General features: G+C 66.4%; 21 protein-coding genes and 3 pseudogenes. 6 read left to right on the top strand and 18 right to left on the bottom strand.

The window, feature by feature from the left end:
- Positions 1-117: 117 nt before the first annotated feature.
- The 9 genes from ABZ319_RS16075 to ABZ319_RS16115 all read right to left on the bottom strand — a co-directional run bounded on the left by ABZ319_RS16075 (position 118) and on the right by ABZ319_RS16115 (position 9194).
- Positions 118-1131 carry a DUF5914 domain-containing protein gene (locus ABZ319_RS16075; RefSeq protein ID WP_354987171.1) on the bottom strand — a complete coding sequence of 338 codons (1014 nt, stop codon included), beginning with the start codon at positions 1129-1131 and terminating at the stop codon, positions 118-120.
- Positions 1128-2717: an FAD-dependent oxidoreductase gene (locus ABZ319_RS16080; RefSeq protein ID WP_354987172.1), complete on the bottom strand. Its 1590-nt coding sequence runs from the start codon at positions 2715-2717 to the stop codon at positions 1128-1130. Before ABZ319_RS16080 ends, ABZ319_RS16075 begins: the two co-directional genes overlap by 4 nt.
- Positions 2714-3046 carry a lycopene cyclase domain-containing protein gene (locus ABZ319_RS16085; protein WP_354987173.1) on the bottom strand — a complete coding sequence of 111 codons (333 nt, stop codon included), beginning with the start codon at positions 3044-3046 and terminating at the stop codon, positions 2714-2716. The genes ABZ319_RS16080 and ABZ319_RS16085 overlap by 4 nt, the downstream gene beginning before the upstream one ends.
- A complete protein-coding gene (locus ABZ319_RS16090; protein WP_354987174.1) occupies positions 3043-3393 on the bottom strand; it encodes a lycopene cyclase domain-containing protein in 351 nt (116 codons plus the stop codon). The genes ABZ319_RS16085 and ABZ319_RS16090 overlap by 4 nt, the downstream gene beginning before the upstream one ends.
- 4 nt (positions 3394-3397) lie before the next feature.
- Entirely contained in the window at positions 3398-4387 is a 990-nt protein-coding gene (locus ABZ319_RS16095; RefSeq protein ID WP_354987175.1) for a phytoene/squalene synthase family protein, read from the bottom strand.
- Positions 4384-5904, bottom strand: a complete 1521-nt coding sequence (gene crtI, locus ABZ319_RS16100) for a phytoene desaturase family protein (RefSeq protein ID WP_354987176.1) — start codon at positions 5902-5904, stop codon at positions 4384-4386. The genes ABZ319_RS16095 and crtI overlap by 4 nt, the downstream gene beginning before the upstream one ends.
- 14 nt (positions 5905-5918) lie before the next feature.
- Positions 5919-7025: a polyprenyl synthetase family protein gene (locus ABZ319_RS16105; RefSeq protein ID WP_354987177.1), complete on the bottom strand. Its 1107-nt coding sequence runs from the start codon at positions 7023-7025 to the stop codon at positions 5919-5921.
- On the bottom strand, positions 7022-8329 hold the full coding sequence (locus tag ABZ319_RS16110; protein ID WP_354987178.1) for a nucleotide disphospho-sugar-binding domain-containing protein: 1308 nt from the start codon (positions 8327-8329) through the stop codon (positions 7022-7024). Before ABZ319_RS16110 ends, ABZ319_RS16105 begins: the two co-directional genes overlap by 4 nt.
- A gap of 304 nt (positions 8330-8633) precedes the next feature.
- The gene (locus ABZ319_RS16115) at positions 8634-9194 is read right to left on the bottom strand and encodes an ABATE domain-containing protein (RefSeq protein ID WP_354987179.1); all 561 of its coding nucleotides are present in this window, start codon (positions 9192-9194) and stop codon (positions 8634-8636) included.
- Between the two features lie 88 nt (positions 9195-9282).
- On the opposite strand from ABZ319_RS16115, the gene ABZ319_RS16120 reads away from it, so the two are divergent.
- A complete protein-coding gene (locus tag ABZ319_RS16120) occupies positions 9283-10218 on the top strand; it encodes a DMT family transporter (RefSeq protein ID WP_354987180.1) in 936 nt (311 codons plus the stop codon).
- 399 nt (positions 10219-10617) lie between these two features.
- Here the strand turns inward: ABZ319_RS16120 and ABZ319_RS16125 are convergent, their stop codons facing one another.
- From ABZ319_RS16125 to ABZ319_RS16140, 4 genes and pseudogenes are all read right to left on the bottom strand, one after another.
- Entirely contained in the window at positions 10618-11073 is a 456-nt protein-coding gene (locus ABZ319_RS16125) for a VOC family protein (RefSeq protein WP_354987181.1), read from the bottom strand.
- A 323-nt stretch (positions 11074-11396) separates the two neighbouring features.
- The gene (locus ABZ319_RS16130) at positions 11397-11747 is read right to left on the bottom strand and encodes an Lsr2 family protein (RefSeq protein WP_354987182.1); all 351 of its coding nucleotides are present in this window, start codon (positions 11745-11747) and stop codon (positions 11397-11399) included.
- 303 nt (positions 11748-12050) lie between these two features.
- Positions 12051-12581: pseudogene (locus tag ABZ319_RS16135) on the bottom strand (NmrA family NAD(P)-binding protein); the annotation flags it as partial.
- Positions 12572-12982, bottom strand: a pseudogene (locus tag ABZ319_RS16140) (NmrA family NAD(P)-binding protein); the annotation flags it as partial. The pseudogenes ABZ319_RS16140 and ABZ319_RS16135, both read right to left, overlap by 10 nt.
- Positions 12983-13080: 98 nt before the next feature.
- Between ABZ319_RS16140 and ABZ319_RS16145 the strand changes: the two are divergent.
- Positions 13081-13632: a helix-turn-helix domain-containing protein gene (locus ABZ319_RS16145; RefSeq protein WP_354987183.1), complete on the top strand. Its 552-nt coding sequence runs from the start codon at positions 13081-13083 to the stop codon at positions 13630-13632.
- Positions 13633-14352: 720 nt separating this feature from the next.
- Here ABZ319_RS16145 and ABZ319_RS16150 read toward each other — a convergent pair.
- The 4 genes and pseudogenes from ABZ319_RS16150 to ABZ319_RS16165 all read right to left on the bottom strand — a co-directional run bounded on the left by ABZ319_RS16150 (position 14353) and on the right by ABZ319_RS16165 (position 16831).
- Positions 14353-14676 carry a WhiB family transcriptional regulator gene (locus ABZ319_RS16150; protein WP_354987184.1) on the bottom strand — a complete coding sequence of 108 codons (324 nt, stop codon included), beginning with the start codon at positions 14674-14676 and terminating at the stop codon, positions 14353-14355.
- Between the two features lie 73 nt (positions 14677-14749).
- Positions 14750-15304 carry a peptidase inhibitor family I36 protein gene (locus tag ABZ319_RS16155; protein ID WP_354987185.1) on the bottom strand — a complete coding sequence of 185 codons (555 nt, stop codon included), beginning with the start codon at positions 15302-15304 and terminating at the stop codon, positions 14750-14752.
- 118 nt (positions 15305-15422) lie between these two features.
- Positions 15423-15875, bottom strand: a pseudogene (locus ABZ319_RS16160) (VOC family protein).
- A gap of 59 nt (positions 15876-15934) precedes the next feature.
- Entirely contained in the window at positions 15935-16831 is an 897-nt protein-coding gene (locus tag ABZ319_RS16165; protein ID WP_354987186.1) for an alpha/beta hydrolase, read from the bottom strand.
- A gap of 69 nt (positions 16832-16900) precedes the next feature.
- Here ABZ319_RS16165 and ABZ319_RS16170 point away from each other — a divergent pair, with 69 nt between their 5' ends.
- Complete coding sequence (locus ABZ319_RS16170) at positions 16901-17350, top strand: MarR family winged helix-turn-helix transcriptional regulator (RefSeq protein WP_354987187.1); 450 nt, start codon at positions 16901-16903, stop codon at positions 17348-17350.
- Between the two features lie 18 nt (positions 17351-17368).
- Here the strand turns inward: ABZ319_RS16170 and ABZ319_RS16175 are convergent, their stop codons facing one another.
- On the bottom strand, positions 17369-17962 hold the full coding sequence (locus ABZ319_RS16175) for a hypothetical protein (protein ID WP_354987188.1): 594 nt from the start codon (positions 17960-17962) through the stop codon (positions 17369-17371).
- A 370-nt stretch (positions 17963-18332) separates the two neighbouring features.
- Here ABZ319_RS16175 and ABZ319_RS16180 point away from each other — a divergent pair, with 370 nt between their 5' ends.
- The 3 genes from ABZ319_RS16180 to ABZ319_RS16190 all read left to right on the top strand — a co-directional run bounded on the left by ABZ319_RS16180 (position 18333) and on the right by ABZ319_RS16190 (position 21966).
- Positions 18333-18554: a DUF397 domain-containing protein gene (locus ABZ319_RS16180; RefSeq protein WP_354987189.1), complete on the top strand. Its 222-nt coding sequence runs from the start codon at positions 18333-18335 to the stop codon at positions 18552-18554.
- A 419-nt stretch (positions 18555-18973) separates the two neighbouring features.
- Positions 18974-19573, top strand: coding sequence for a TIGR03086 family metal-binding protein (locus tag ABZ319_RS16185; protein WP_354987190.1), 600 nt, complete (start codon positions 18974-18976; stop codon positions 19571-19573).
- Positions 19574-20391: 818 nt separating this feature from the next.
- Complete coding sequence (locus ABZ319_RS16190; RefSeq protein WP_354987191.1) at positions 20392-21966, top strand: MFS transporter; 1575 nt, start codon at positions 20392-20394, stop codon at positions 21964-21966.
- The last annotated feature ends 192 nt before the right edge of the window (positions 21967-22158 follow it).

Raw genomic sequence — 22158 nt, forward strand, 5'->3', positions numbered from 1 at the left:
AACCCCCCCACCCTCATCCCCCACCCCCCCCTCTCCCCTTTTTCCCGGGGGGGCTATTCCCCCCGGGGGGCGGCGTGGTCTGGGCCCCCCCCACCCCACGGCCGTTCCGTGCGCGCTCTATGTCTGATGTGTGCGCAACGCGTACCGGCGTTCGGCGTAGACGAGATCGTCGCGCCACAACCGATTCGCCGTGTGGTTCATCATCGGCCGCAGCAACGGCAGTGCCCGTCGCGCGTACTGGAATCCGGGTCGCTCGGAGGTCGCGATGGTCGTTTCCACGACGGCCGTGCGAGCCCGCCCGTCCGGCCCGGAACCCAGTGGGGTGGCGTGGGTTTCGACCACGCTCCCCTGCCCCTCCCCCGCGACGATGCGCATCACGATCGTGCGCGGATCCGGGCAGGTGAACTCCGCCTGCACCGGCACCCCGAGCCGGCGCGTCACCCGGAAAGTCACCGCCAGGACGAACCGATGATTCTCCTCGGTGATCCCGTCGCGGGGTGGCGTCGAGGTGACCTCCAGTCGCGCAAAGGAATAGGGGTGGAACCAGGACCCGTGCCACGGGTCGAGCCGGTTGGCGATGATGTCGCGGGGCTCGCACACCCCGATCAGCCGGGTCACCGCGTGCACCCGGGTGTCGGCGGGGCGCTCGCCCAGGATCGGCGCGTCCGTCGGCTCTTCCCCGCCGACGGAATCCATACGCACCCAAGCCAATACGCCGTCATCGTGAGCCGGGTAGGGACACCATCGCGACGCGTCCTCGCCGGGCCCGACCCGCAGTCCGTGCCACCGGCAGATCAGGGCGTCGTTCTCGACCTCGGCGGTGGCCAGCGCGGCCCCCAGATGCGGGCACGCACCGGGTCCGGCGTGCAGGGCGCCCGCGTCGTCGCGCCACAGCACCACCTCTTTGCCGCCGACCTTCGCCCCGAACGGGCGATCGCGGCCGATCGCGGAGGCCGCGGCGACGGCGTACCAGTTCCCGGACGGGCGCTGCTGGGACCAGCGCAGCGCCGCGGTGATCACCCCGGGATCCGCGTCCTCGTAGGTGGGCTGCTGCCGCGCCCACTTCTCGGGTGCGAACCGTTGCAGCGGCGACCTGTCGGGCCAGTTGACGAGTGCGCTGCGAATGCTCATCGGGCTTGCCTTTCGCGGGTCGCGAGGGTTCGCAGGAACGTCGAACGTCCCTGCGCGGGAACCGAATGCAGGGTGTGCCCGGCCGCGCCCCACTCGCGCAACAGCGCGTTGGCCGCCATCCAGCCGGTGGTCGCGGCCCGTTCCATCAGGGCGACCGGCAGATCGGCGCGAATGCCGTCGCCGGCCAGCATCAGGCGCGGGTGCGGAGTTTGTACCCCGGGGCGGGGTGCGAAATCGCCCGGGGAGAAGCGCGGGCAATCCTGCCGCCACAGCATGGACTCCCCCACGATGGTCGCCGCGGCTGTCTCCGGATACATCGCGTGCAGCCGCGCCAGCAGCCGGTCGCGGATCGCGGCGCGTTCCCGCGGTTCCGGGACCGTCTCGGCCACGGCATAGGCGTGCAGTTCCACGACGCTGCCCCCGGTGGCCGCCGCCCACTGCGCGGCCTGCTTCTCGTAGCGGTCGACCACGCTGATGTTGTCGAGTGGGTCCAGCCCGCCGGTGCCCAGGAAACAGGTGCGGTCCGCACGCACCGGCCGGTCCAGCCAGAGCCGCTGCACCGCGAACGCGGGGGCGACGGCGGTGCCCGCCACCCGCGCGCGCCAATCGGCGTCGCCCAGCTCCGGCGACGATTCGACGAGGCGGCGCAGGCCGGTGTTGTCGGTCGCCAGCACGAGGGCGTCGACGCTCGAGGTCGCACCCGAGTCGTCGGTCAGCCGGAAGCCCGCACCCTCGCACTCGACGCGCTCGACGCCAACACCCCGGGTGAATCGGACCGTGCCCGGCCGCTGCGCACTGGCCGGCCCGATGAGGTACCGCTCGAGCGGCGTCCACAGGCTGACGTCGAAGTTGTCCCGCGCGACGTCGAACACCAGCCCCTCGCTCGAGCCGAGGAAGTAGATGTGGAACATCGCCGCCAGCTCGGCGGCGGACATGCGCCGGGGTTCGATGAAGAAGCTGCGCGAGAACACCTCGAACGCCAGATGCCGGGCAGATTCGGGAAAGTTGATCTCGCGCAGGAACGTGTCGGCGTCGAGGTGATCGATCCATTCGTAGATGCCCGGCACCGAGACCGCGGCCAGCGGTGCGGCCGCGCGCGGGTCCATCCGGATCAGATCACGCACCCGGAAGGTCGGGCTGCGCAGCGCGAACGCCAGTGCGTTCCACGGTGGTGTGCGCGGCAGGCCGCGGAAGGTGTCGCGGCGGCCGTGGGCGTCGACCAGCGGGTAGTCGTCGAGCCTGCGCAGGCGATCGAGGCCGGGATCGCTGCGCCCCAGCAGTTTTCGCAGGTTGTAGTACTGGGCGAAGAACGCGTGGAAGCCGCGGTTCATGGCGACCTCGGTGCCGTCGGGCAGGCGCTCGTTCCACGCGCCGACCCGCCCGCCCAGATACCGCTCGCGTTCGATGACCTCGACGGTGCACCCGCGTTCGGCCAGCCCGGTCGCGGCGGCCAGCCCGGCGATCCCGGCGCCGACGACGGCCACCCGGGGCGCGGGTCCGAGTTCGGTGAGGTCGCGGTGGCCCGGGGCGGCCGGGTAGCGGACGCGACGGCGATCGCGCCCGAGTCCATCGTGCGGCACGGTCATCGCTGCTCGCCGATCCCGCGCTGTCGCGCGCGTTCCCAGCCGAGCAGGCACGAGGTGACCAGGGCGAATCCGAACAAGTAGTCCTCCACCGGGATGTCCCACGGGAATCGAAGTCCGAGAATGTGATCCGGGTTGTACACCACGATCGGGGTCGGTCCCGCGGTGAGCAGGCCGTCGACCAGGATCTGAAAGCTGAAGACGATCACCATGGTGATCCAGTACGCCGGGCGCCGGAACAGACCGGTGTGCAGCAGCTTCGACTCGATCAGGCATACGACCACGACGGCGATGATCGCCGGAAGCGTATATCCCACTCCGGTGAGGTTCATCGCCGCGTCGCCTTGTCGGCGCTGCCGAGCCGGCGACGCGCTACCCCGAGCAGGTGTTCGACCGCGACGAAGGTGAGCAGACCGCACACCGGCACCACCACGAAGAACAGCAGTTCCTCGAGCGGCATCGATCCGGGCAGCCGCACCCCCAGGGTGAATCGGGAGTTGAAACTCCACACCCCCGCGGCGATGGCGATCAGATCCCAGACCACGAACAGCGCCGCGGCGGGCCACAGTGCCGCGAGCAGCAGCCGCGGCCGCCGGTAGACGCCGGGACCGAGGAACTCCAGCGGGGCGGTGATGACCAGGCAGCCCAGCAGGATCAGCAGGTAGTGCCAGTGCTCCACGACCTCACCTCCGCTCCCCCGGCTCGCCCGTCTCGATCGACGGCGCCCGGACGCCCGGCGCCGCGTGGGGGCCGTCCACGCGGCGCGCACGCCACGCGCGTACGAAACCCGCTGTCCCGACCCGTAACCGGCGACCGGTGCCGACCCGCGCGCGGCGGCCGAACACTTCGAAGTCCGCGGCCTCGATGCGATCGAGGATCTCCCCGTACAGCACCGCGGCGGTGTCGACGCAGGGCCGTGAGCGCGGGGCGAGCAGTTCGGTGCCGTGCCGGGCGTGCGCGTAGATGCCGCGGGTGATGGCGAGCTGTTCGGCGAGCGCGGCCCGGACCTTCGGGTCCACCCGGCCCCGGCTCCGGCACCACAGCAGCAGTTCGCGGTCCACGCCGTGCGCGGCGAGTTCGTCGGCGGGCAGGTAGACGCGATCGCGGGCGAGGTCCTCGTCGACATCGCGCAGGAAGTTGGTGAGCTGGAACGCTTTTCCGAGTGCGGCCGCGTACGGTGCGGCCGCCTCGACGGACTCCACGGTTCCCAGTATCGGCAGCAGCTGCATGCCGATGACCTCCGCGGAGCCGTAGACGTAGGTGTCCAGGGCGGCGCGATCCGGGTAGTCGGTAATCGTGAGGTCCATGCGCATCGAGGTCAGGAACGCGTCGAACAGGTCGCCGGGAATCCGGTAGGCCCGCGCGGTGTGCAGGACGGCGGCCAGCACCGGATCACCCCCGGCGTCGGCCGAGCCGAACTGCCCGGCGAGGGTGTCCAGGCGGCTCGCCCGGTCGGCCGCGGTCAGCGCCGGGTCGAATTCATCCAGAATGTCGTCGGCCCGCCGGGCGAAGCCGTACAGGGCGTGCACGGCGGGGCGCTGGTCCGGCGCGAGCAGCCGGGTCGCGAGGAAGAAGGTCTTGCCGTGGGCGGCGTTGAGTTCGCGGCAGCGCGAATACGACTCGCGCAGGCCGGGTTCGGTGATCCCCGCGGCGTCGAGCTCGGCGCGCGTCATTTGCGCAGCCCGACGCCGGCGTCACCCGTGGTGACGGTGCTGCGCTCGCGCTGACCTGTGACCCGGTCGGCGGCCAGCCGCCCGGAGATCAGGACCGGCGGGATTCCCACCCCGGGTACCGTCGACCCGCCCGCGAGCACGACATTCTCGATACCGCGAATCATGTTGGCGGGCCGGAACGGACCGGTCTGGGAGAAGGTGTGCGCCAGCGCGAACGGGCTGCCCGCCAGCATGTCCCGCCGGGCCCAGTCGGCGGGGGTGACCACGTCGAGCACCTCGACCTCGCGCAGGTCGGTGTCGAGTCTCGCGCGGGCCAGGTCGAGGATCTCCGTCGCGTACTCGTCGCGCTCGCGCTCCCAATCGATGTGTCCCCGAGTGAGATTGGGCACCGGGGCCAGCACGTAGAGCAGATCGCGACCGGCGGGAGCCAGGCTCGGATCGCCCGCGGTCGGCCGGGTGACGAGCAGCGAGGGATCGGACATCACCCTGCCCTGCTCGATGATCTCGGCGAACGCGCTGTGCCACGCGTCGCCGAACAGCAGGCTGTGATGGGGAATTCGCGGGTTCCGCTCGCACGCCACGTGCAGCACCAGCGCGGACGGGGCGGGGCGCACGGCGAGGGGGCGGCGCGAGCGATGAGCGAGCAGTTCGTAGGAGCGGTGGCGTTCGGTCGTCAGAACGACCGCGTCGCAGGCGATTCGCTCGCCCTGATCGGTGTGCACGGCGACCACGCGCCCGGCCGTGCGCTCGAGTTCGGTCACGCTGGATCTGAATCGGAACCTCACCCCGGCGGCTTCGGCCGCGGCCGCGAGCGCGTCGGGCACCGCCCGCATGCCGCCCCGCGGGAAGTAGACCCCGGACATGGTGTCCATGTAGGCGATCACCGCATAGGCGGCCAGCGCCCGATCGGGTGCGACCCCGGCGTAGAGCGACTGAAAGGTGAACACGCGCCGCAGGATCGGGTCGGTGATGAACTCGGCGACCTTGCGATCCCAGCGCCGGAATCCGCCCAGGGCCGTCAGTCCCGCCAGCGCCGGCAGCGACATCGACAGTGGTGAATCGAAGTTCGCGGCCACGAATCGATCGAATTCGGTCGCGTACAGCCGGGTCAGCCAGTCCCGCAGTGCGCGGTAACCCGCGGCCTGGCCGGCGCCGGCGAAGTCGGTGATGGCGGCGGCCATCCGTTCCTCGTCACTGTGCACGTCCAGGGTGCGCCCGTCGGCGAAGCGCGCCCGGTAGGCGGGGTCGACCGGCGTGAGAGTCAGGCGATCGGCCATGCTCTCCCCCACCGCGGCGAAGAGTTCCTCGATCAGCCCGGGCATCGTCAGCACGGTCGGGCCGGTGTCGATGCGGTAGCCGTTCAGGTCCAGCCTGCCCATGCGCCCGCCCGGCGCCGGTTCCCGTTCGACCACGGTCACCGTGCGGCCGCGCCCGGCCAGATGGATCGCGGTGGACAGGCCCGCCAGGCCCGCTCCCACCACCACGACATGGTCGCTGCGTCCGGTGACCGTGCGCATCGCGTCCCCTCTCCTCACAACTGCCGTGCGCTGCATTGCAGCGCCATCTGTTCCAGTGCCACATGCTGATCCGGGCCGAGCGCGCAGTCCCGCAGTGCGCGCCCGGCGTCGCGGACGCGCTCGGCGATCATGTCCTCGATCTGTTCGGGCGCACCCGAGGCCGCGATCAAGGTCCGGCAGCGGGCGATGGCGGCGGCGTCGAGTTCGGGGCGGTCCACCAGATCCGCGAGTTCGCGGTGGGCGCTACCCCGGGCCAGCTCGAGCGCCGCGACCACGACGCTGGTGGCCTTGTGCTGGCCCAGGTCACTGTCCTGCGGTTTGCCGGTGACCGAGTCGGCGCCGAAGATCCCGAGCAGGTCGTCACGCAGCTGGAAGGCCTCGCCGATCCGGGTTCCGTAGTCGCCGAGGCAGGTGAGCATCGATTCGCTCGCGCCGGCGAGGGCCGCGCCCAGTTCCAGCGGGCGGCGCACCGTGTAGTTGCCGGACTTGGCGCGCGCTATGCCGAGCACGGTGTCCAGGCTCGGGCGTTCGCGCACGTCGTTGGCCAGATCCGCGAACTGTCCCACTGCCAGTTCGATGCGCATGGCGTCGTAGCGCGGCCACAGTCGCGCGAGCGCGTCGGTTCCGACGCCGCTCTCGCGCAACATCTGCTCGGACCAGACCAGGCACATGTCCCCGAGCAGTGTCGCGGCAGAGGTTCCGAAACCCGGTACCGCACCGGCTCGCCCGCCGAATCGGGCGTTGAGCCGGACGTGCGCCGCGTCGGAGCCGCGGCGCAGCACGGCGTCGTCCATGACGTCGTCCTGCAGTAGTGCGAACGCGTGCAGCAGTTCCAGACTGGCCGCGGCGCGCACCGCGGCGGCGTCGGGCGCACCGGCGCAGAGCCAGCCGAGGTACATGAATCCCGAACGCAGGCATTTTCCGCCGATGGCGTACTGGGCGAGCACCTCGTCCACCCCGACGTCCGGCAGTTCTTTCACGCGGGCCTGGCGCAGGAAGTCGGCGAGTTCGGCGAGCACCCGGGTCCGGGTGTCGCTGTGCCAGTTCTCGAAGCCGGCGGCCAGGTCCGGCGCTGCCGGATCGAGCGGGGTCCGCGCGGGGTCGAAGGATACGGCGCTCATCGGGGCAGGCCGTTCCGGGCGGGCGCGGCGGCCGCGGGCGAACCGCGGTGCAGTTCGGCCAGTTCGTTCGAAATCACTTCCAGCGGTGCTGTTTTGCTCATATCGCTCCCTAGTCGTGCTGCCGCGGAACGAAAGTCGGGTGTGCCCAGGATCCGGTCGACCGCGGCTGCGATCGCGGCGGGCGTGGGGCGGGCGGTGCGCAGATCGATTCCAGTGCCGGTGTACGCGACCCGTGCGGCGACCTCCGGTTTGTCGGCGGTCTCCCCCGCCACGATCACGGGCACGCCGCGGCGAAGCGCCTGCTGCACACCGCCGTAACCACCGTTGGTGATCATCACGTCCACCCGGGGCAGCAGGTGGCCGTAGGGCACGAAATCGGCGATGCGGGCGTTGGCCGGGATCGGCAGGTCCGGCAGCGGTGATCCCGCCGTGCTCGCCACGACGAGGAAGTCGGTGCGATCCCGCAGCGCCGTCAGCGTCGGCGCGATCAACTGGCCGAGGTCGCCGTTGTTCCAGGTCCCCTGGGTCACGTGAACGACCGTGCGCGCGGTGGCCAGCTCGCCCCACCACTCCGGCGGGCCGGAGCCAGCGGCGGGCGGTGCCGGGATCGGGCCGGTGAACACCACCGATTCGGGCAGGTCGCCGCGCGGATACTCGAACGCGGGGACGGTGAACTGCAGCAGCCGGTCCGCCAGCAGGGGCCAGTCCAGCAGGTAGCCGGGTGCTGGTCCCAGCCCGAGCGCGGCGAAGGCGGTATCGAGCCGGCGCTGGTTGCCGCGGAACAGGATCCGGTGCACGAATCGGTTCATCGCCGTGTAGTCGCGGCCCGGGCGGGGCTGCCAGCCCATGCCGAACGGCGGCGTATCGGCGCTCGAGAGCATCAGCGGGACCACGCCGCAGGCGACCACCGCCGGGCGCGGCCGCGGCGCGAGCAGCAGCGGGACGACGCCCGTGAACATCACGTCGGCGAGCACCGCGTCGACGGTCGTCCGTGCCAGCTCGGCGCTCAACGCCCGGAACTGTCCGGCGATCGGGTCGAGCATTGCCGTGCGCAGTTCCGCTCTGCCGGTGCGCCATTTGCTTATCAGACCCCGGGTGGGACCTCGCGCCGCGTCCGGCGCGGGCACCGCCGTGCTCTCCGGCAGTTCGGCACAGGAGATCCCCTGTGCCGCAACTGATTCCGCGAACCGCGAACCGGTCAGGAACCGCACCTCGTGTCCGCGGCGGGCCAGGTCCGCGGCCACGGTCAGCATGGGCGCGACGTGTCCCGGGATCGGGCTCGCCGCCACGAGATATCGAGCCATGCCGAGACTCCTCCGCCGGTCAATTCATGCTGTGGCGGTGACCGTCGTCCGGACGGACCACGCCGAGGCAAACGATTGATTCCCGGGACGGGATGACCCCGCCCCCGGCTCGTTCCAGTACGTCGCCGACGATGCTACCGCAGTCGATGCAATTTCGATGCGCACCACTTCCGTCGCAGGTCATCGCATTTCGCGTGGGAAACAGGCGTGCTACTCCGCCGGAGTCCTCCTCGGCGATGCGACTCGAACCACGTTCCGCGGCACCGTGAATGCGGGCCGGCCCATGGGCTCCGAGCCGGCGCGATCAGGACAGTTCGGCGTGCCTCGCCCGGAAAGCCGCGCTCTTGGCGCGGTTGCCGCAGACGGCCATATCGCACCACCGGCGGGCAGCGCCGCGAGAAGTGTCGAGGTACAGGCGGGTGCAACCTTCGCGGCCGCACTCCTTGATCCGGCCCCGCTCGGGATCGCCGAACAGTTCGACGGCCGAGCGCGCGACGGCGGCCAGCGCCCGGGCCGCGTCGCCGGTGCGCTGCACGGTGCCGTCCGGGCGCAACGCGGTGTCCGGAATCGGCCCGCGGGCAACGGTATTGATCCGCCGGCGGTCGGCGTCGACGAGCGCCTCTCCCGACATGACGGCCCGCGCCAGGCGGTAGGCCGCTTCACGCAGCTCCACGGCCGCGCGCACGGTGGCGTCGTCGCACTCCGGCGCGCTGTCCAGCAGGCCGGACGCCCGGATCCAGTCTGCCAGTGCCGCAGGTGTTCTCACCATGTCGCGCCGTTCGTCACGGCGGCCGATCAAGGTGCCGATGAAGTTCAGCGCCAGATTGCCGCTGACGAAGAAGTGCGGATCGTCGAATGAGGACACCTTCACATAGTAACCCCCTTGACAGGTTAGTGAGCGCGGTGCCACGGTAGTAACCGTTCAAGGTGGTTAGCGCGGGAGAGGGGATCCGATGAACAACCGGCTGCTGGAGGTCGCGGGACCGCCCGCGTTGATCTTCATGTGGAGCAGTGCCTTCATCGCGGGTGTCATCGGCGTCGGTGCGGCCCCGCCGATGCTGGTGCTGTTCGGCCGCTTCGCCATCGCCGGCGTCCTGCTGATCGCGCTGGCCCTGGTCACGGGCGCGACCTGGCCGCGGGGGCGCGTGCTCGCGCACACGATGGTCGCCGGTCTGCTGATGCAGATGGTCCAGTTCGGCGGCTTCTACAGCGCGATGGGCGAACACGTCACCGCCGCGGTCATCTCCCTGGTGCAGGGTTTGAGCCCGGTGCTGATCGCGGTCTTCGCGGGCGTGCTCGGCGAGCGGGTGAGCGGGGTGCAGTGGCTGGGCTTCGGAATCGGCGGTCTCGGAGTCGGTTTGGCGGTCCTGGACCAGTCGTCGTTCTCACCGACCGGACTGCTGCTGTGCGTGGTGGGACTGCTCGGCCTCGGCCTGGGCACCGTCTATCAGAAGCACTTCACCCCGAAGATCGACCCCCGGGCAGGGACCGCCGTGCACATGGCCGTGGCCGCGCCGTTCGCGGGCCTGATGGTGCTGGCGGGCGGCGACTTTCACGTCTCGGATCCGGGCCGCTTCACCGGATCGCTGATCTGGATGGTGCTGGTGAACTCGATGGGCGCGTTCCTGCTGCTCAACACCATGCTCCAGCGCTGGGACGCCACCCGGGTCAGCCGGATGTTCTTCGTCATCCCGGCGGTGACGGCGGTGATGGCCTGGCTGGTGATCGATCAGCCGCTGCACCCGCTGACGATCGCCGGTCTCGCGATCGGATTGGCCGGAACGGTGTTGGCCGCGCCGAGGAATCCCGCGCCGCCAGGTGCACCGCGCACGCCGGCAGGGTCTCCCGTGATCGATCTTCATCGTCGCGGCGTTCGCCCCGCGTACTGACTTCGTTGAACCTTCTCCACAGTCCGCTTACCGCGTCAGTGGAGTCATCGAAAAAGTCGCCATGGCAGCGCCAGGTCAGCGACGTCGCACCTGAATTCCCGGGTTGACAGGGTGCAAGGCGCTCTTGTCGAGGTAGACGACGCCGCCAACCAAATCTCGACACCCCAAGCGTCAACGTTCTCGGGTTGCCAACTTTCGGGGCAGCTACCGGCACCTGCGCTCGTCGGAAAGCAGCAGCGCGGCCGAGACTGCGGACTGGCGTCAGCGGTCGGTAGGCGAGCGAATCATGCCGATCACTGCGCTGTTGCGGCCTCCCCACGCCGGGCGGCTACCGTGATCGTGCGGCAGGTAGCAGTCTCCTCAGCAGGATGGGCTCATGACAATCACATTGCCGGTCTCTCAACCCCGATCGTATGCGAGGCGAAGCATCTTGATGTCCAGCTTGGTCATCGCCTGAACTGCCAAGCCGACGGCCAGGGTCTTGGCGGGATCCTCGGCGCTCATGAGGAGGGGCAGGATGGTAGGCGCCACCTGCCAACTCACTCCAAAGCGGTCGGTCAACCATCCGCCAGGACCAGCGGTGCCGCCCTCGGTCAGCGCATCCCAGACGAGATCGATCTCTTCTTGAGTTTCAACCAGCAAACACAACGACACACTGTCGGTCGAAGGGTGGCCAGGGCCGCCATTCACGAACGTGACTGCATGGCCCGCAAGCTCGAGGCTGGTAGTGAACGCGGCTCCGTACGGATAATGGGCAACGTCGACGACTCGCGATCCAGGAATGACCGCGGCGTAGAATTTCGCGGCCTCTTCGGCTGTGTTGTCGAACCAAACGTAGGTGTTGACCGTAGCCATGCTGGGCTCCTGGTTGCCGGGACATCATCGGCTACGGCACGTGACCGCATCTACGTGAGAGACGAAGCTGTGCACGTGTACTCGACATCTCATCGTCGGGTTCAAGACCTGGACTCCGTCGAGATCACCCGCAGCAGTACGGATGCACTACAGTGAAACACGTTGCCGCCCAATTGATTCGAGCGCGTCTATGGCACGACGTCCGCGTCACCTTGTCACACCCGACGCGGCATGTCGAAATAGGGAGTGGCGGGTGGGCTACCGGACAGCCCACCCGCCACTGTGCATATCAGATGCTTACCTACAAAGCGTGAGGCGAGCTTTCAGGCCGGCTCCGCACTTTGATGTGCCTTCCGGTACGCCGACACGACGTCAGCCTGGATCCTGCCGCGGTTGGATACCTCGTATCCGTTCTGACGCGCCCAGGCCCGCATCGCCGAACTCTGCTCTCGTGCACCAGTATCGCGCGACTTGGCACTCTTCACTCCCTTAACCCTACCTACTCGACGTGCCTTGACCGTCCAGCTCTCGAACGCTGCACGCAACTTGCCGGCGTTTGTCGCGGAAAGGTCGATCTCATACTGCATGCCGTCAAGCGCGAAGGACAGCGTCTCCTCCGCCTTGGAGGTTCCGTCAAAGTCGTCGATAACGGTCACTACAACCCTGCGGGCCATGAACAGTCCTCTCGGTGCCCCACCACGGTGAGGGCGAACAGTCTTCCAACTGGAACAGCGGTCAATCATGGCAGGACTCGACCGGCTCGCCTCCCCCAAGGCCGGGTCGACACGAAACACCACGCTATACAACGACTGTGGTTCGGCGACTCATGTCGACAGCAGCCGATCCTTGATCAACGGGACCTGGAGATCTGCAGCGCCACCCAGTATGCGCATCGACAACGGCCGACAAGCACCTGCAAGTCGTGCGCACGTCCTGGCTTGATCCTCGGGCTCCATCGCAAGTAGTCCACTTCCTTGCTACGCAGTGACGGACGGGCCATGCTCATCTGCGGCGCCGGACAGGTAGATGCTCAATGCCTCAGCCACGTGGGGTGTGCCGAGCCAAGTGCCGAATCCGACCAGCGCGGGGTTGGCGGCACGGCATTTCACCAGGTCGGCCGTAGGCCAATCGGCATTGTCGAACATGCGTGCAAGCGCAGCTGCCCGTTGCGGGTTCGATGCCCTGACCTCGTCCAACGAGATCTGCTGATATCGGACTGCCTTGCCGGTCGCCGCCGCGATATAGCCCGCGATCTGAGGCGTAGTCAGTTCGTCACCTGCGATTTCCATCTCACGACCCACCCAGCCCTCGGGATCTGTGAACGCGCACGCGGCGAACGACCCGATGTCGGCCACCGCAATGAGCTGCTCGACCACGTTCGGAGGGGTTGTAGAGACGAGCACACCGTCGGGGCGCAGTCCGCGGAAGGCACCGAGGTAATTTTCCATGAACCCGACCGGGCGCAGGATTGTGGCGGGTACTTGGGTGCCACGTAGGTACTGCTCGAGTTCGGTTTGGGATGTAGCAGTGGGCTCGTGTCGGGCCGGTCGGCGCTCAGAGCCGAGGAATAGACGATGTGTCCGACGCCGGCCCGCACGGCGGCGTCGATGATCGCTCGCCCGCGGCGCAGCTCGTCGTTGGGACCGGTACCCGGAGTAGCCTGCGAGGACACGAAACCTGGCTGGTAGAGGTACAGACCGGTGGCCCCGTGCAACGCCCGACCGACAGCATCCTTGTCGTCGAACGAACCCGGGACGACGTCCGCGCCCTTGTCGGCCAAACGCAAAGCGGCAGCCTTTCGTGGGTCTCGCACCACCGCCCGCACTGGACACCCGGACGCGAGCAGAGCGGACACTGTCGCACTGCCTTGCCGGCCTGACGCTGCAAACACCGTGATCATTTCGGACATGACGACTCCTGAGCGTGGTGAGCCTTATTGTCCGGGTTGAAGAACCCGGATCCGTCAGACGATACGGAATCCAGAACCCGTTTACAGAGGAAGGTCCGATGCCGACTACGAAGGGGCCGCGAGCCGACGCGCTCCGCAACCGCCAGCGCGTGCTCGCCATTGCCGAACAGCTCTTCGCTGAAGAAGGCAAGAGCGCAGGCTTGCTCGACATTGCCGCTCGAGCAGGTGTCGGCGCCGGAACTGTCTACCGGCACTTCCCTACAAAAGAATCCCTCTACGCGGCTGTGATCTCCGCCCGGTTGGCCCAGCTACTCGACCTCGTGCCCGCTTTGCCCGACGATCCGCCAGGCACCCGCATCGTCGAGTTCTGGCGTTTGGCAGTGCGGCAGATACGCCAGAACGTCGCCCTGTGCGAACTCGTCACCGCTGTCGACCAGCACGTCGACATCGATGCTGCCGTCAGGCAGCGCTATCTCGCGACGCTCGATGAACTCGTCGACCGTGCACGCGACGCCGGTCGACTTCGCGAAGACCTGACCACGCCGGATGTCATCTCGATGCTTGCCGCCGCCGCGACTGCGGAAGCACGAAGTCACGATGCGCCGCCGGGACGCCTGGCCGACCTGATAGCCGACTCCATCTTCATGTGACTACCCCACACGCCGGTGGATTCTTCAATAACCAATTCGCCGTACGGACGCGACGGTGTGGGATCTGGCGAACTTGCACGCCGACCGGACGGCTCATGTGCGCCAAGGCTTTCAAGTACTGGCCGAGGTTCTTCTCACCGTGGGTAATTCGATCAGCGAAGCGGGTGCGTGCTCGGGCATAACATTCGCCGCATACGCGACCGGTCACACCGGACGTGACCGAGTAGAGGAGGATGCCCCATGCTTGACCGATACTGTGCAGGAAGATTCATACTTCGAGCGATCTTGCCGCTCGCGTTCGCGGTGTCGCCCCTGGCGGTGGACGTTCCTGTCGCGGCAGCGGAAGATTTCCAGATCGACACGGCTATTGAGACTACGGTCGCGCCGGTGGTTGGCAATCCGGGTGCCATGTATCGGATCCCCCCGGCACCGCTGACAAGGCCATTGCTACCGCCGTGGATAGGGCGTCCTCAAACCGATCCGCCCCATCTCTGGCACGGCTTTCCTTCACCTCAGCCGAGATGCACCGGGTCCGTTGGCAGTTGCTGACCGCGATGCGTCGCCGCTCGCAGCGCGGCGTCGTCGGTTCGGCGTTCGCCCGAAACCGCCAGTTCACGCATTTGCACTGGCGCCCGTTGTCGACCGACCGGCCCGGAGCTTGAATCCTTCGCCGGCCCAGCCAGCATGGCAAGTGAGGCGCGGTCGTTTACGCGTGTCGGCTCAAGCGACGTCGAGCTTCCGAGAGAGCTTGGCCGACTGCCCGATTCCGGATCTCTGTTGCCGAAGCGTACGACGTTCCCGTTCGGACAACCCTCCCCAAATCCCATACGGCTCGCCAACCGTCAGAGCGTATGACCGGCAAAGTTCCAGCACCTGACACGCTCGACAGATTTGCTTGGCACGCCGCACCCGAGACGAACGGGCACTTCCGCGCTCCCCGTCCGGATGAAAGAACACCGACGAATCCATACCCCGGCAGGAGCCCGATTCCTGCCATCGCTTACCTGTGAAACCCTCCCGTTCACACGCGGTTGTGCTCGACACGGTTACTCCTAGGGCGATGATCAAGCTGGGCAGCGTCGCGCCATGAGTGGTGGTGCACAGGCGCCCGGCGCTTCTATTTGAAGCTCAGAGACTCGATCTGATTGTCCAAGAATCTGAACGTCGGAGTGTCCAGCGTTGCGACCTTCTCCCCTGGCCTGACCAATTGCTTGACAAAAAGTCCGGAGGATTCACAGTTCGCGCCAACATAGACCCAGAGCTCGCGAGAGGTGTTGTTCCACCACGATGTGGCTCTGTTGCCAAACCCAGTGCTGAACTTCTGGCACTTACCCGCAGGACTCGAGGTAGGAAAAAGGAACGATGTCCCCCCATAGTTGGCGTCCTCGAACAGACAAAAATACCCGGAGGGACACGTCGAACTCTTGCCTACGGATGGGCCACGATCGACTCCGAGCGACGGTACCTCCTCGGGATTCTCCTGAGGCTCAGCAAAGGCGGGCGCCAACGAGGCGCTCGATACTGCAACCACAATTGCCAACTGCCGCAGCAGCATCCATGCCAAGGTGCGCATTGCGTGCCTTTCGAGCGACTGGGAGACCATAATGGCTTCGGGTTTTTCGGCCCTGCCAGCTCGAAATGTATCGGGCAGGCGCCCGCCGAACGTTCCCATGGTTGGTGGCACCTTCAACATCGCACGCAGTACGTCCGAGGAGAGGAGGCCGCGGCGGATCGGGTACCGACTACAACATTGATCGTGGACATCCAGCGAGGGGCGGATGTACTGCAGGTCAACCCCGATCGTATGCATCACGAAGTGCCCTGATATCAAGTTTTCTCATTCTCTGCGACGCGATACCGGCCGCCAGTGTCCTTGACGGTTCACCGCACATCAGAGTAGCCAAAATGGATGGAGCCACTTGCCAATGCACTCCGAAACGGTCGGTCAGCCAACCACAAGACGCAGTCTGCCCACCCTCGCTGAGCGCGTCTCACACAAGATCAATTTCCTCTTGACTGTCAACCATCAATTGGAATGACACACCATTGGTACAGCAATCGCTTGGTCGTCCACTGACAAGAGTGACGGCACGACCCGCTAGTTCGAGATTCGCAACCAACGCCTCCCCGCCAGGTTTGCGCACGATGTCGATTATCCGCGAGCCCGGGACGACCGCCGTGTAGAACTTCGCGGCTTCGTCAATGGCGTTACCGAGACAGATGTATGTGTTGAGTGTAGCCATGACGGCTCCTGAGCAAAGGTGATTGCGGTGGTCTACTTGCCGGTCGGAACTGTGGCAATTCAGACGCTGATAGCGGTGATCTCCTCGATCATGGTGGGCCAGACCTCGCGCGGAAACGCACCGTGCCCAACATCCGGCAGCATGACGAGCCTCGAGTCCGGAACCGCATCGGCGGTGGCCCTACCACCCGACGGGCGGATCATGACATCCGCGGACCCGTGCATCACCAGGGTCGGCACGCGCAGCTTCCGAAGGGCCGCAGTGCGATTTGGCGCCGCCAGCATCGCGGCTTGCTGCCGCAATTTGCCGGCCGGGTCGTACGCACGCGCGTAACTGCGGGCGCCGACCTCGTGGAGCCAGTCTGCGTCGAGTGGGTAGACCGACGGTGAGGTACCGATCATCTTGTACATCTCCACGAGTTGACGACCCGCCTCCTCGGGCGAATGCACCTGCTGCTGCAGCAATCCCGCGACTTTCACGCTCGTGCGGACGGAGGCGCGCCCGATGCGTGCCGATGGCGAGGACATGATCGAAGTCAACGAGCGCACTCGCCGCGGGCGTTCGATCGCCATCGTCTGCGCGATCATTCCGCCCATGGACCCGCCGACGACGTTCAGGTTGTCCCACCCCATCGCATCGCACACCGCGAACGCATCCGCGGCCATGTCCGTCAAGGAATAGCGCGCAGCGCGCTTGGGGCGCAGGATCATATCCACGACCTTCGGCTCACCCAGTTCACTGAGGTGCGTAGAGAGCCCGGCATCCCGGTTGTCCATTCGCACGACCTGGAACCCGGACCGCGCCAACGCCCAACAGAAGTCGTCGTGCCAGGTGAGCATCTGCGCCCCCACCCCCATGAGAAGCAGTAACGGCCGTCCGTGGTCCGGTCCGATGACCTCGTAGGCAAGCGACAGCTTTCCGTGAGACGCCCTACGCATTGCCGGGGGTGTATCCATTGCTATGTCCTTACGAGAACAGTTCACATGTGAACCGTTCTTATTAGAACATACATGTTAGGCTCGCGCATGCCCAGTTCCAGCGACTTCTACAGCGAGTTCGGCTTCTATATCCATCAGGTCGTCGCTCTCATCGACAAACGAGGCGACGCTATGTTTCGCCGCGAGCTGGGGATCAGCCTCAGTCAGTTCACCTTGCTGCGGCTCTTCGACATGGGCACCGAGGTACCTTCGCAACAACTACTGGCCGAGCGACTCGGCCTGGCGAAGAGTGCGGTCAGCAGGCAAATCGATATCGCTCGGCGCGCCGGCTGGATCCAGGTCACGGTTTCTCCGCGGTCCCGCCGACAGAACACACTCGCACTCACTCCCGAAGGACGTGAATTGCTTACCAGGGCAAAGACTCTCATCGAGCGGTCCGAGTCCGTCGGCTTCGGCGCCATTCCCACCGCCGACGTGGAAGCCACCCTCCGAACCCTCAGGGCGCTGTACACGGAAATGATCAAGTCCGACCGATGAGAATCCTGGCGATCTCGCTCACCCCGGCTCGTGTTCTTCGTCGATTCTGCCGTCGGTGAGGATGGCAATCAGGCGGTGCGGAGACTCCTCGTCCACCTGACTTCGCGCGATGCCCAACCACTTGCCGCCACGATTCCAAGCCGGGAACGAGCCGAAAAAGCCCGCGTCCACCAGCGCATCAACGACAGTCGGCAGAGGGCCGCCCACGCTGAGGACAGGGACAAACACCGCCATGTCGACAGTGATGGGCGGCCCCCACTGTCGAGCCAACGCTGCCACCAGTGCGTTGTAGTCAGCCTCGATCACGCCGATCTCGTGATCGCAGTAGCCATCGAACTCCTGCTCGTCCTCCCACTCGTGCTTCCTGAAGTCCCCCGACACCCGAAGAGCCCTGATCGTGAAGCGCTCGTTCGCACCGTGCGCGAAGACGCCATCGGACGGTTCAGCGAAGGGACGACCAAGCAGTTCCTCGATGTTGGCCAAATGTTCAGCGGTTAGCAAACTGTCAGGTGTGGGTACCGCTCGCACGTGCGTGTAGCGATCGCAATTCTCGCCGGATGGCGCGACTCCGGTGGAATCGCTCGCGGTCATGATCTGCGACGCGAGGCCCATGACCGCCTCCGTCGACAGCCTGCCCAGTAGGACCTCTATCCGGGAACGGCCCTCGCTATTTACGGCCATCGGGTACCTCGTCTTCGTCGACGCCCTTGCCTCGAGGACACAGGGTCGCTGGATCGGCAGGTGACAAGTGTCCTACCCATGCAGGGGAGTCGCTTCGAGGCAGATCCCAAGGGTGGGAACAGCCGGCCACGCGAACGCAGAGCGTGTCGACCGACGTTGCGGCCCAATGCAATTCACGCGCGATGCGACGGACCGATCATGTGATAGTTGTCAGTAGCCGAGTGCGTTTGCCTGGAATGGGAACGCCATATCGTTTGAAATGCGAATTCCCCCACTTCACACGTCCGAATGGAGCTTTGCGATGGACTTCTTGCCGCTGACGATCGAAGAACTGCTGAAACTGTTCTGGCACAAGGCGAGTGGATGCGAAGCACTTGCATGCGTCGAGGTAGCCCACATCCCTGATGGCCGAGTCGCCGTCCGAGACTCCAAGAATCTTGGCGGCGCACCCCTGGTCTTCACACCGGGCGAGTGGGATGCGTTCCTTGCCGGCGCTGCCAACGGAGAGTTCAACCGTCCCTGACAGCCGGGTGGGTCAATAGGCCAGCGCATCGTCGCAGACTGCTTCCGACGCCGCCACCTACTTCCTGAATGAGACGAACACAGGCTGTCTCGTTCAGGACCTGCTCGCTCGCTTCGTACGAGTACGCAACAGCTGTCCCAGTCCAGCATCCTCCCACTCCTGACTCGAAGCAGAGCGCTGTATCCGTCGGTTACTTGCTCCAGGCGCACCGAGGGCTGACGGGGGTCGACGTTTGTGGGTGCCCGCCAGCGCGAGCCCCGCTAAAGCCGGGCAGCGCCTGGCCGGCGTGGTGGTGACCGATCACTTTCCCGCCATCGTGCCGTCGTATAGGTATGCCCCGTTGCCGGCTCACCCGGCCGCGCGGCGCCCAAACAATCGAAAGATCGATTGCAACCGGCCGTCTACCAGCAGGAGGAAAAATGCCATCGACCGAGGACCACCAGCCGAACACCGCGGTCAGCGAGGGCACCCAGGAGATCGCTGCGCGCTACGGGCGTCTGTCGGCGGCCTTCGTCGCCAAGATCGAGGGCGTGGCGCCGAACGGCTGGGGCGATCCCACGCCGTGCGACGAGTGGAACGTGCGTGACCTGGTGGGCCACGTGACGGAGATGTGCGCGGTCCATCTCAGCATGGTCGGTAGGCGGCTGGGCCCCGGCCCGACCGTCGACCAGGACCCGTTGGCGGCGTTCAAGCACGCAAGCGACAGGATCGCCGGCGACCTCGCCGACCCGGTGCGGTCGCAGGCCATCTTCGACGGCCGGTTCGGCCGCTGGACGTTCGCCGAGGCGATCGACCGGGCCGTCTGCAACGAACTCGCCATCCACGGCTGGGACCTGGCCCGCGCCACAGGACAGGACGAGTCGATCGACCCGAGCGAGATACCGAAGTTGTGGGCGTCGCTGAAGATGGTCGGCGACGAGGCGATTCGCAACCCGCGGGTGTCGGGTCCGGAGATCCCCGTTGGCCCCGACGCTGACGAGCAGACCAAGCTGCTGTCCTACATGGGTCGCAAGGTGTAGCAATAAATCAAGCGACCCCGGCTAGCCGGACTTCGCAAGGGATCCGGGCTACCAGTATCTCTCCAGTTCAGCGGAATTCCGGCGCGTATTCCACCGAGCCTCGACGAGCCGCTCGCCAGACGCGCGATCAGCCGATTGGCCGCGCATGTGTCGGCACAGCGAAGGCAGCCAAGGTCTGTAGCGCGGATAGGCTACGCACCTGATGAAGACGGAGGCAGAGCGGGTAAGTACCCGGTAGCCATCGCCCCGCACATGCTGTCAGCGCGATCAGTGGCAGGGCGCGCCTGGTCGAAATGACAACGGCAGCAACGGACTGCGGGACGTCCTTGGTCACCGCGAACAGCAGAGCAGCGCGATGCTGCCGAACACTTTCCAAGCACTGAGTGCTGCGCCCGTCGATCAGGATGACCAGACCACGATTGCTGGTACGTCGCCGAGCCGGTCGATCCGTGTGTGGATGGCTGGTCAATTGGGAAGAGGCAGGCAACCGCGATTGCTGTTACACCGACACGACTGCTGGTCCAGGAATTACCCCCGCCACGACATCCATGTGATTGCTAAACCTGACAGCACAATCGCTGGCGCACTGCTCAATACGTCCCATCTCGTCATCGCTTGCGAACCGGGCGAGCAACGCCATTTCCGCCCACCCGGCGATGTCGGCCGCTGCCATCGCCATACCGAACAAGACAGTGTCCGAACGAGTCCGTCAGGCACCCGCCGAGCATGGACGGTGAGATGAGTTTTCTAGCTCAAATCCGTCTTATACATGTGTTGCCGCGACGGATCGGCACGCGGAGACGAGAGGATCGAGAGCGATGACTTCAGTCGAAGTTGCTCCCAAATCTGGGGCGCGGGAGTGGATCGCGCTTGCGGTACTGTGCCTACCCACCATGCTGGCCGCGGTGGATATGAACATCATGTTCCTGGCGCTGCCGAGCGTGAGTGCGGACCTAGGCGTCAACGGAACCCAGCAGCTGTGGATCATGGATATCTACGGCTTCCTGATCACCGGTTTCCTGGTCACCATGGGCACGCTGGGTGACCGAATCGGTCGGCGGAAGGTCTTGCTCGTCGGCGCGGCAGCCTTCCTGGCCTCATCCCTACTGGCGGCCTACTCCACCTCCACCGGGATGCTCATCGGTGCCCGCGCCCTGATGGGTATCGCCGGCGCGGCCGTCACACCTTCGGTGTTGGCCTTGATCCGCACGATATTCAAGGATCCCAAGCAGCTCGGCGCCGCGATGGGCATCTGGGGCACCTCGTTGGTGGCCGGCATCGCACTCGGCCCGGTCGTCGGCGGCCTGCTGCTCGGCTCGTTCTGGTGGGGATCGATTTTCCTGATCGGTGCGCCGATCATGGCACTGTTGTTGATCCTCGGGCCGTTCCTTGTGCCCGAGTCACGCAACCCCGCCGCGGGCCGGCTCGACCTCGTCAGCGTGGCAGTTTCGCTGGCCGCCCTGCTGCCCCTGATCTACGGCCTCAAGGAGATCGGCCGGAGCGGTTGGGCGATCCCGCCGATCGCTTCCGTCCTGGCCGGTATCGTCTTCCTAGCGCTCTTCCTGCGCCGCCAGCGGCAACTCGAACACCCACTGCTCGATCTCAGTCTCTTCTCCATCAGGGAGCTGTCGACCTCGGCCCTGCTCGCATTAATCGCTCCGCTTATCTCCGGGGGCGTCATGCTGATGGTCATCCTCTACATGCAGCTGGTCAAGGGCTTGTCGCCGCTATCCGTCGGCACCTGGATGCTTGCACCGTCCATCGCCCTGATCGTCTCAGGCGGCGTCGCCTCTGGCCTGGTCCGCAAGGTCCGGCCAGCTTACGTGCTCGCCGTCGGCGCGGTGGTCGCCGCGATCGGCATGGGCATCATCTCGCAGGTGAGCACCACCTCGGGGATGGGGCTGCTGATGGCCGGACTCATCGTCACGTCGACCGGAGGTGGTGTAATCGGTATCTTGAGCGCCACTTTGATCATGACCTCCGCGCCGGAGGAGAAGGCCGGCTCGGCCGGCTCGCTCTCCGCAAGTCTGGGTGAGTTCGGCACCGCGCTGGGCGTCGCGCTGTTGGGACTCATCGGCACCGTCGTCTACCGGCTGAGCATCGACGTGCCGAGCGGTGTCACCGGAAGCTCGGCCGAGGCGGCTCGCGAGAGCATCGCCGGCGCTGCGGTGACCGCCGCCGAGACCCCCGCGCCGAGCGGCCCGGCGCTGCTCAGCGCCGCACAAGAGGCTTTTATCAATGGGGTGAACATCGTCGCCACGGTCTCGGCCGTATTCTTCATCGGGCTCGCGGTTCTCGCCATCACTGGACTCAAACAGGTCCCGCCGCAGGGCGAAGAGCCGAATGCCGCCGGACAGCCGGCCCCGTTGGTGTCGGCCGATGTGAGCGACTGATCCTAAGCGGGATCAGAAGCCCTCTTCGCGGATCGCGTGTCCGACCCACCATTCGGGGCCCTGTAAGAAGGCCCCAGGTTGCTCAACTCGAGGCGTGTCATCGTGAGCGCACGCAATCCTTGATCTCCGAAGGCGCGCTGGCCAGGGCAGAGTTTGTTCACATATCCGCTGGTCACCGCGTGATGGACATCT

The organism is Nocardia sp. NPDC005978 (genome assembly GCF_040614455.1).
GTDB lineage: Bacteria > Actinomycetota > Actinomycetes > Mycobacteriales > Mycobacteriaceae > Nocardia.

Bases quoted from the DNA above. Each gene is read 5' to 3' on its own strand.
- ABZ319_RS16155 (WP_354987185.1), bottom strand. From the start codon at position 15,304: ATGGGAACGTTCGGCGGGCGCCTGCCCGATACATTTCGAGCTGGCAGG.
- ABZ319_RS16145 (WP_354987183.1), top strand. From the start codon at position 13,081: ATGCCGACTACGAAGGGGCCGCGAGCCGACGCGCTCCGCAACCGCCAG.
- ABZ319_RS16105 (WP_354987177.1), bottom strand. From the start codon at position 7,025: ATGAGCGCCGTATCCTTCGACCCCGCGCGGACCCCGCTCGATCCGGCA.
- ABZ319_RS16185 (WP_354987190.1), top strand. From the start codon at position 18,974: ATGCCATCGACCGAGGACCACCAGCCGAACACCGCGGTCAGCGAGGGC.
- ABZ319_RS16130 (WP_354987182.1), bottom strand. From the start codon at position 11,747: ATGGCCCGCAGGGTTGTAGTGACCGTTATCGACGACTTTGACGGAACC.
- ABZ319_RS16190 (WP_354987191.1), top strand. From the start codon at position 20,392: ATGACTTCAGTCGAAGTTGCTCCCAAATCTGGGGCGCGGGAGTGGATC.
- ABZ319_RS16080 (WP_354987172.1), bottom strand. From the start codon at position 2,717: ATGACCGTGCCGCACGATGGACTCGGGCGCGATCGCCGTCGCGTCCGC.
- ABZ319_RS16095 (WP_354987175.1), bottom strand. From the start codon at position 4,387: ATGACGCGCGCCGAGCTCGACGCCGCGGGGATCACCGAACCCGGCCTG.
- ABZ319_RS16110 (WP_354987178.1), bottom strand. From the start codon at position 8,329: ATGGCTCGATATCTCGTGGCGGCGAGCCCGATCCCGGGACACGTCGCG.
- ABZ319_RS16180 (WP_354987189.1), top strand. From the start codon at position 18,333: ATGGACTTCTTGCCGCTGACGATCGAAGAACTGCTGAAACTGTTCTGG.
- ABZ319_RS16120 (WP_354987180.1), top strand. From the start codon at position 9,283: ATGAACAACCGGCTGCTGGAGGTCGCGGGACCGCCCGCGTTGATCTTC.
- ABZ319_RS16125 (WP_354987181.1), bottom strand. From the start codon at position 11,073: ATGGCTACGGTCAACACCTACGTTTGGTTCGACAACACAGCCGAAGAG.
- ABZ319_RS16175 (WP_354987188.1), bottom strand. From the start codon at position 17,962: ATGGGCCTCGCGTCGCAGATCATGACCGCGAGCGATTCCACCGGAGTC.
- ABZ319_RS16165 (WP_354987186.1), bottom strand. From the start codon at position 16,831: ATGGATACACCCCCGGCAATGCGTAGGGCGTCTCACGGAAAGCTGTCG.
- ABZ319_RS16085 (WP_354987173.1), bottom strand. From the start codon at position 3,046: ATGAACCTCACCGGAGTGGGATATACGCTTCCGGCGATCATCGCCGTC.
- crtI (WP_354987176.1), bottom strand. From the start codon at position 5,904: ATGCGCACGGTCACCGGACGCAGCGACCATGTCGTGGTGGTGGGAGCG.
- ABZ319_RS16075 (WP_354987171.1), bottom strand. From the start codon at position 1,131: ATGAGCATTCGCAGCGCACTCGTCAACTGGCCCGACAGGTCGCCGCTG.
- ABZ319_RS16170 (WP_354987187.1), top strand. From the start codon at position 16,901: ATGCCCAGTTCCAGCGACTTCTACAGCGAGTTCGGCTTCTATATCCAT.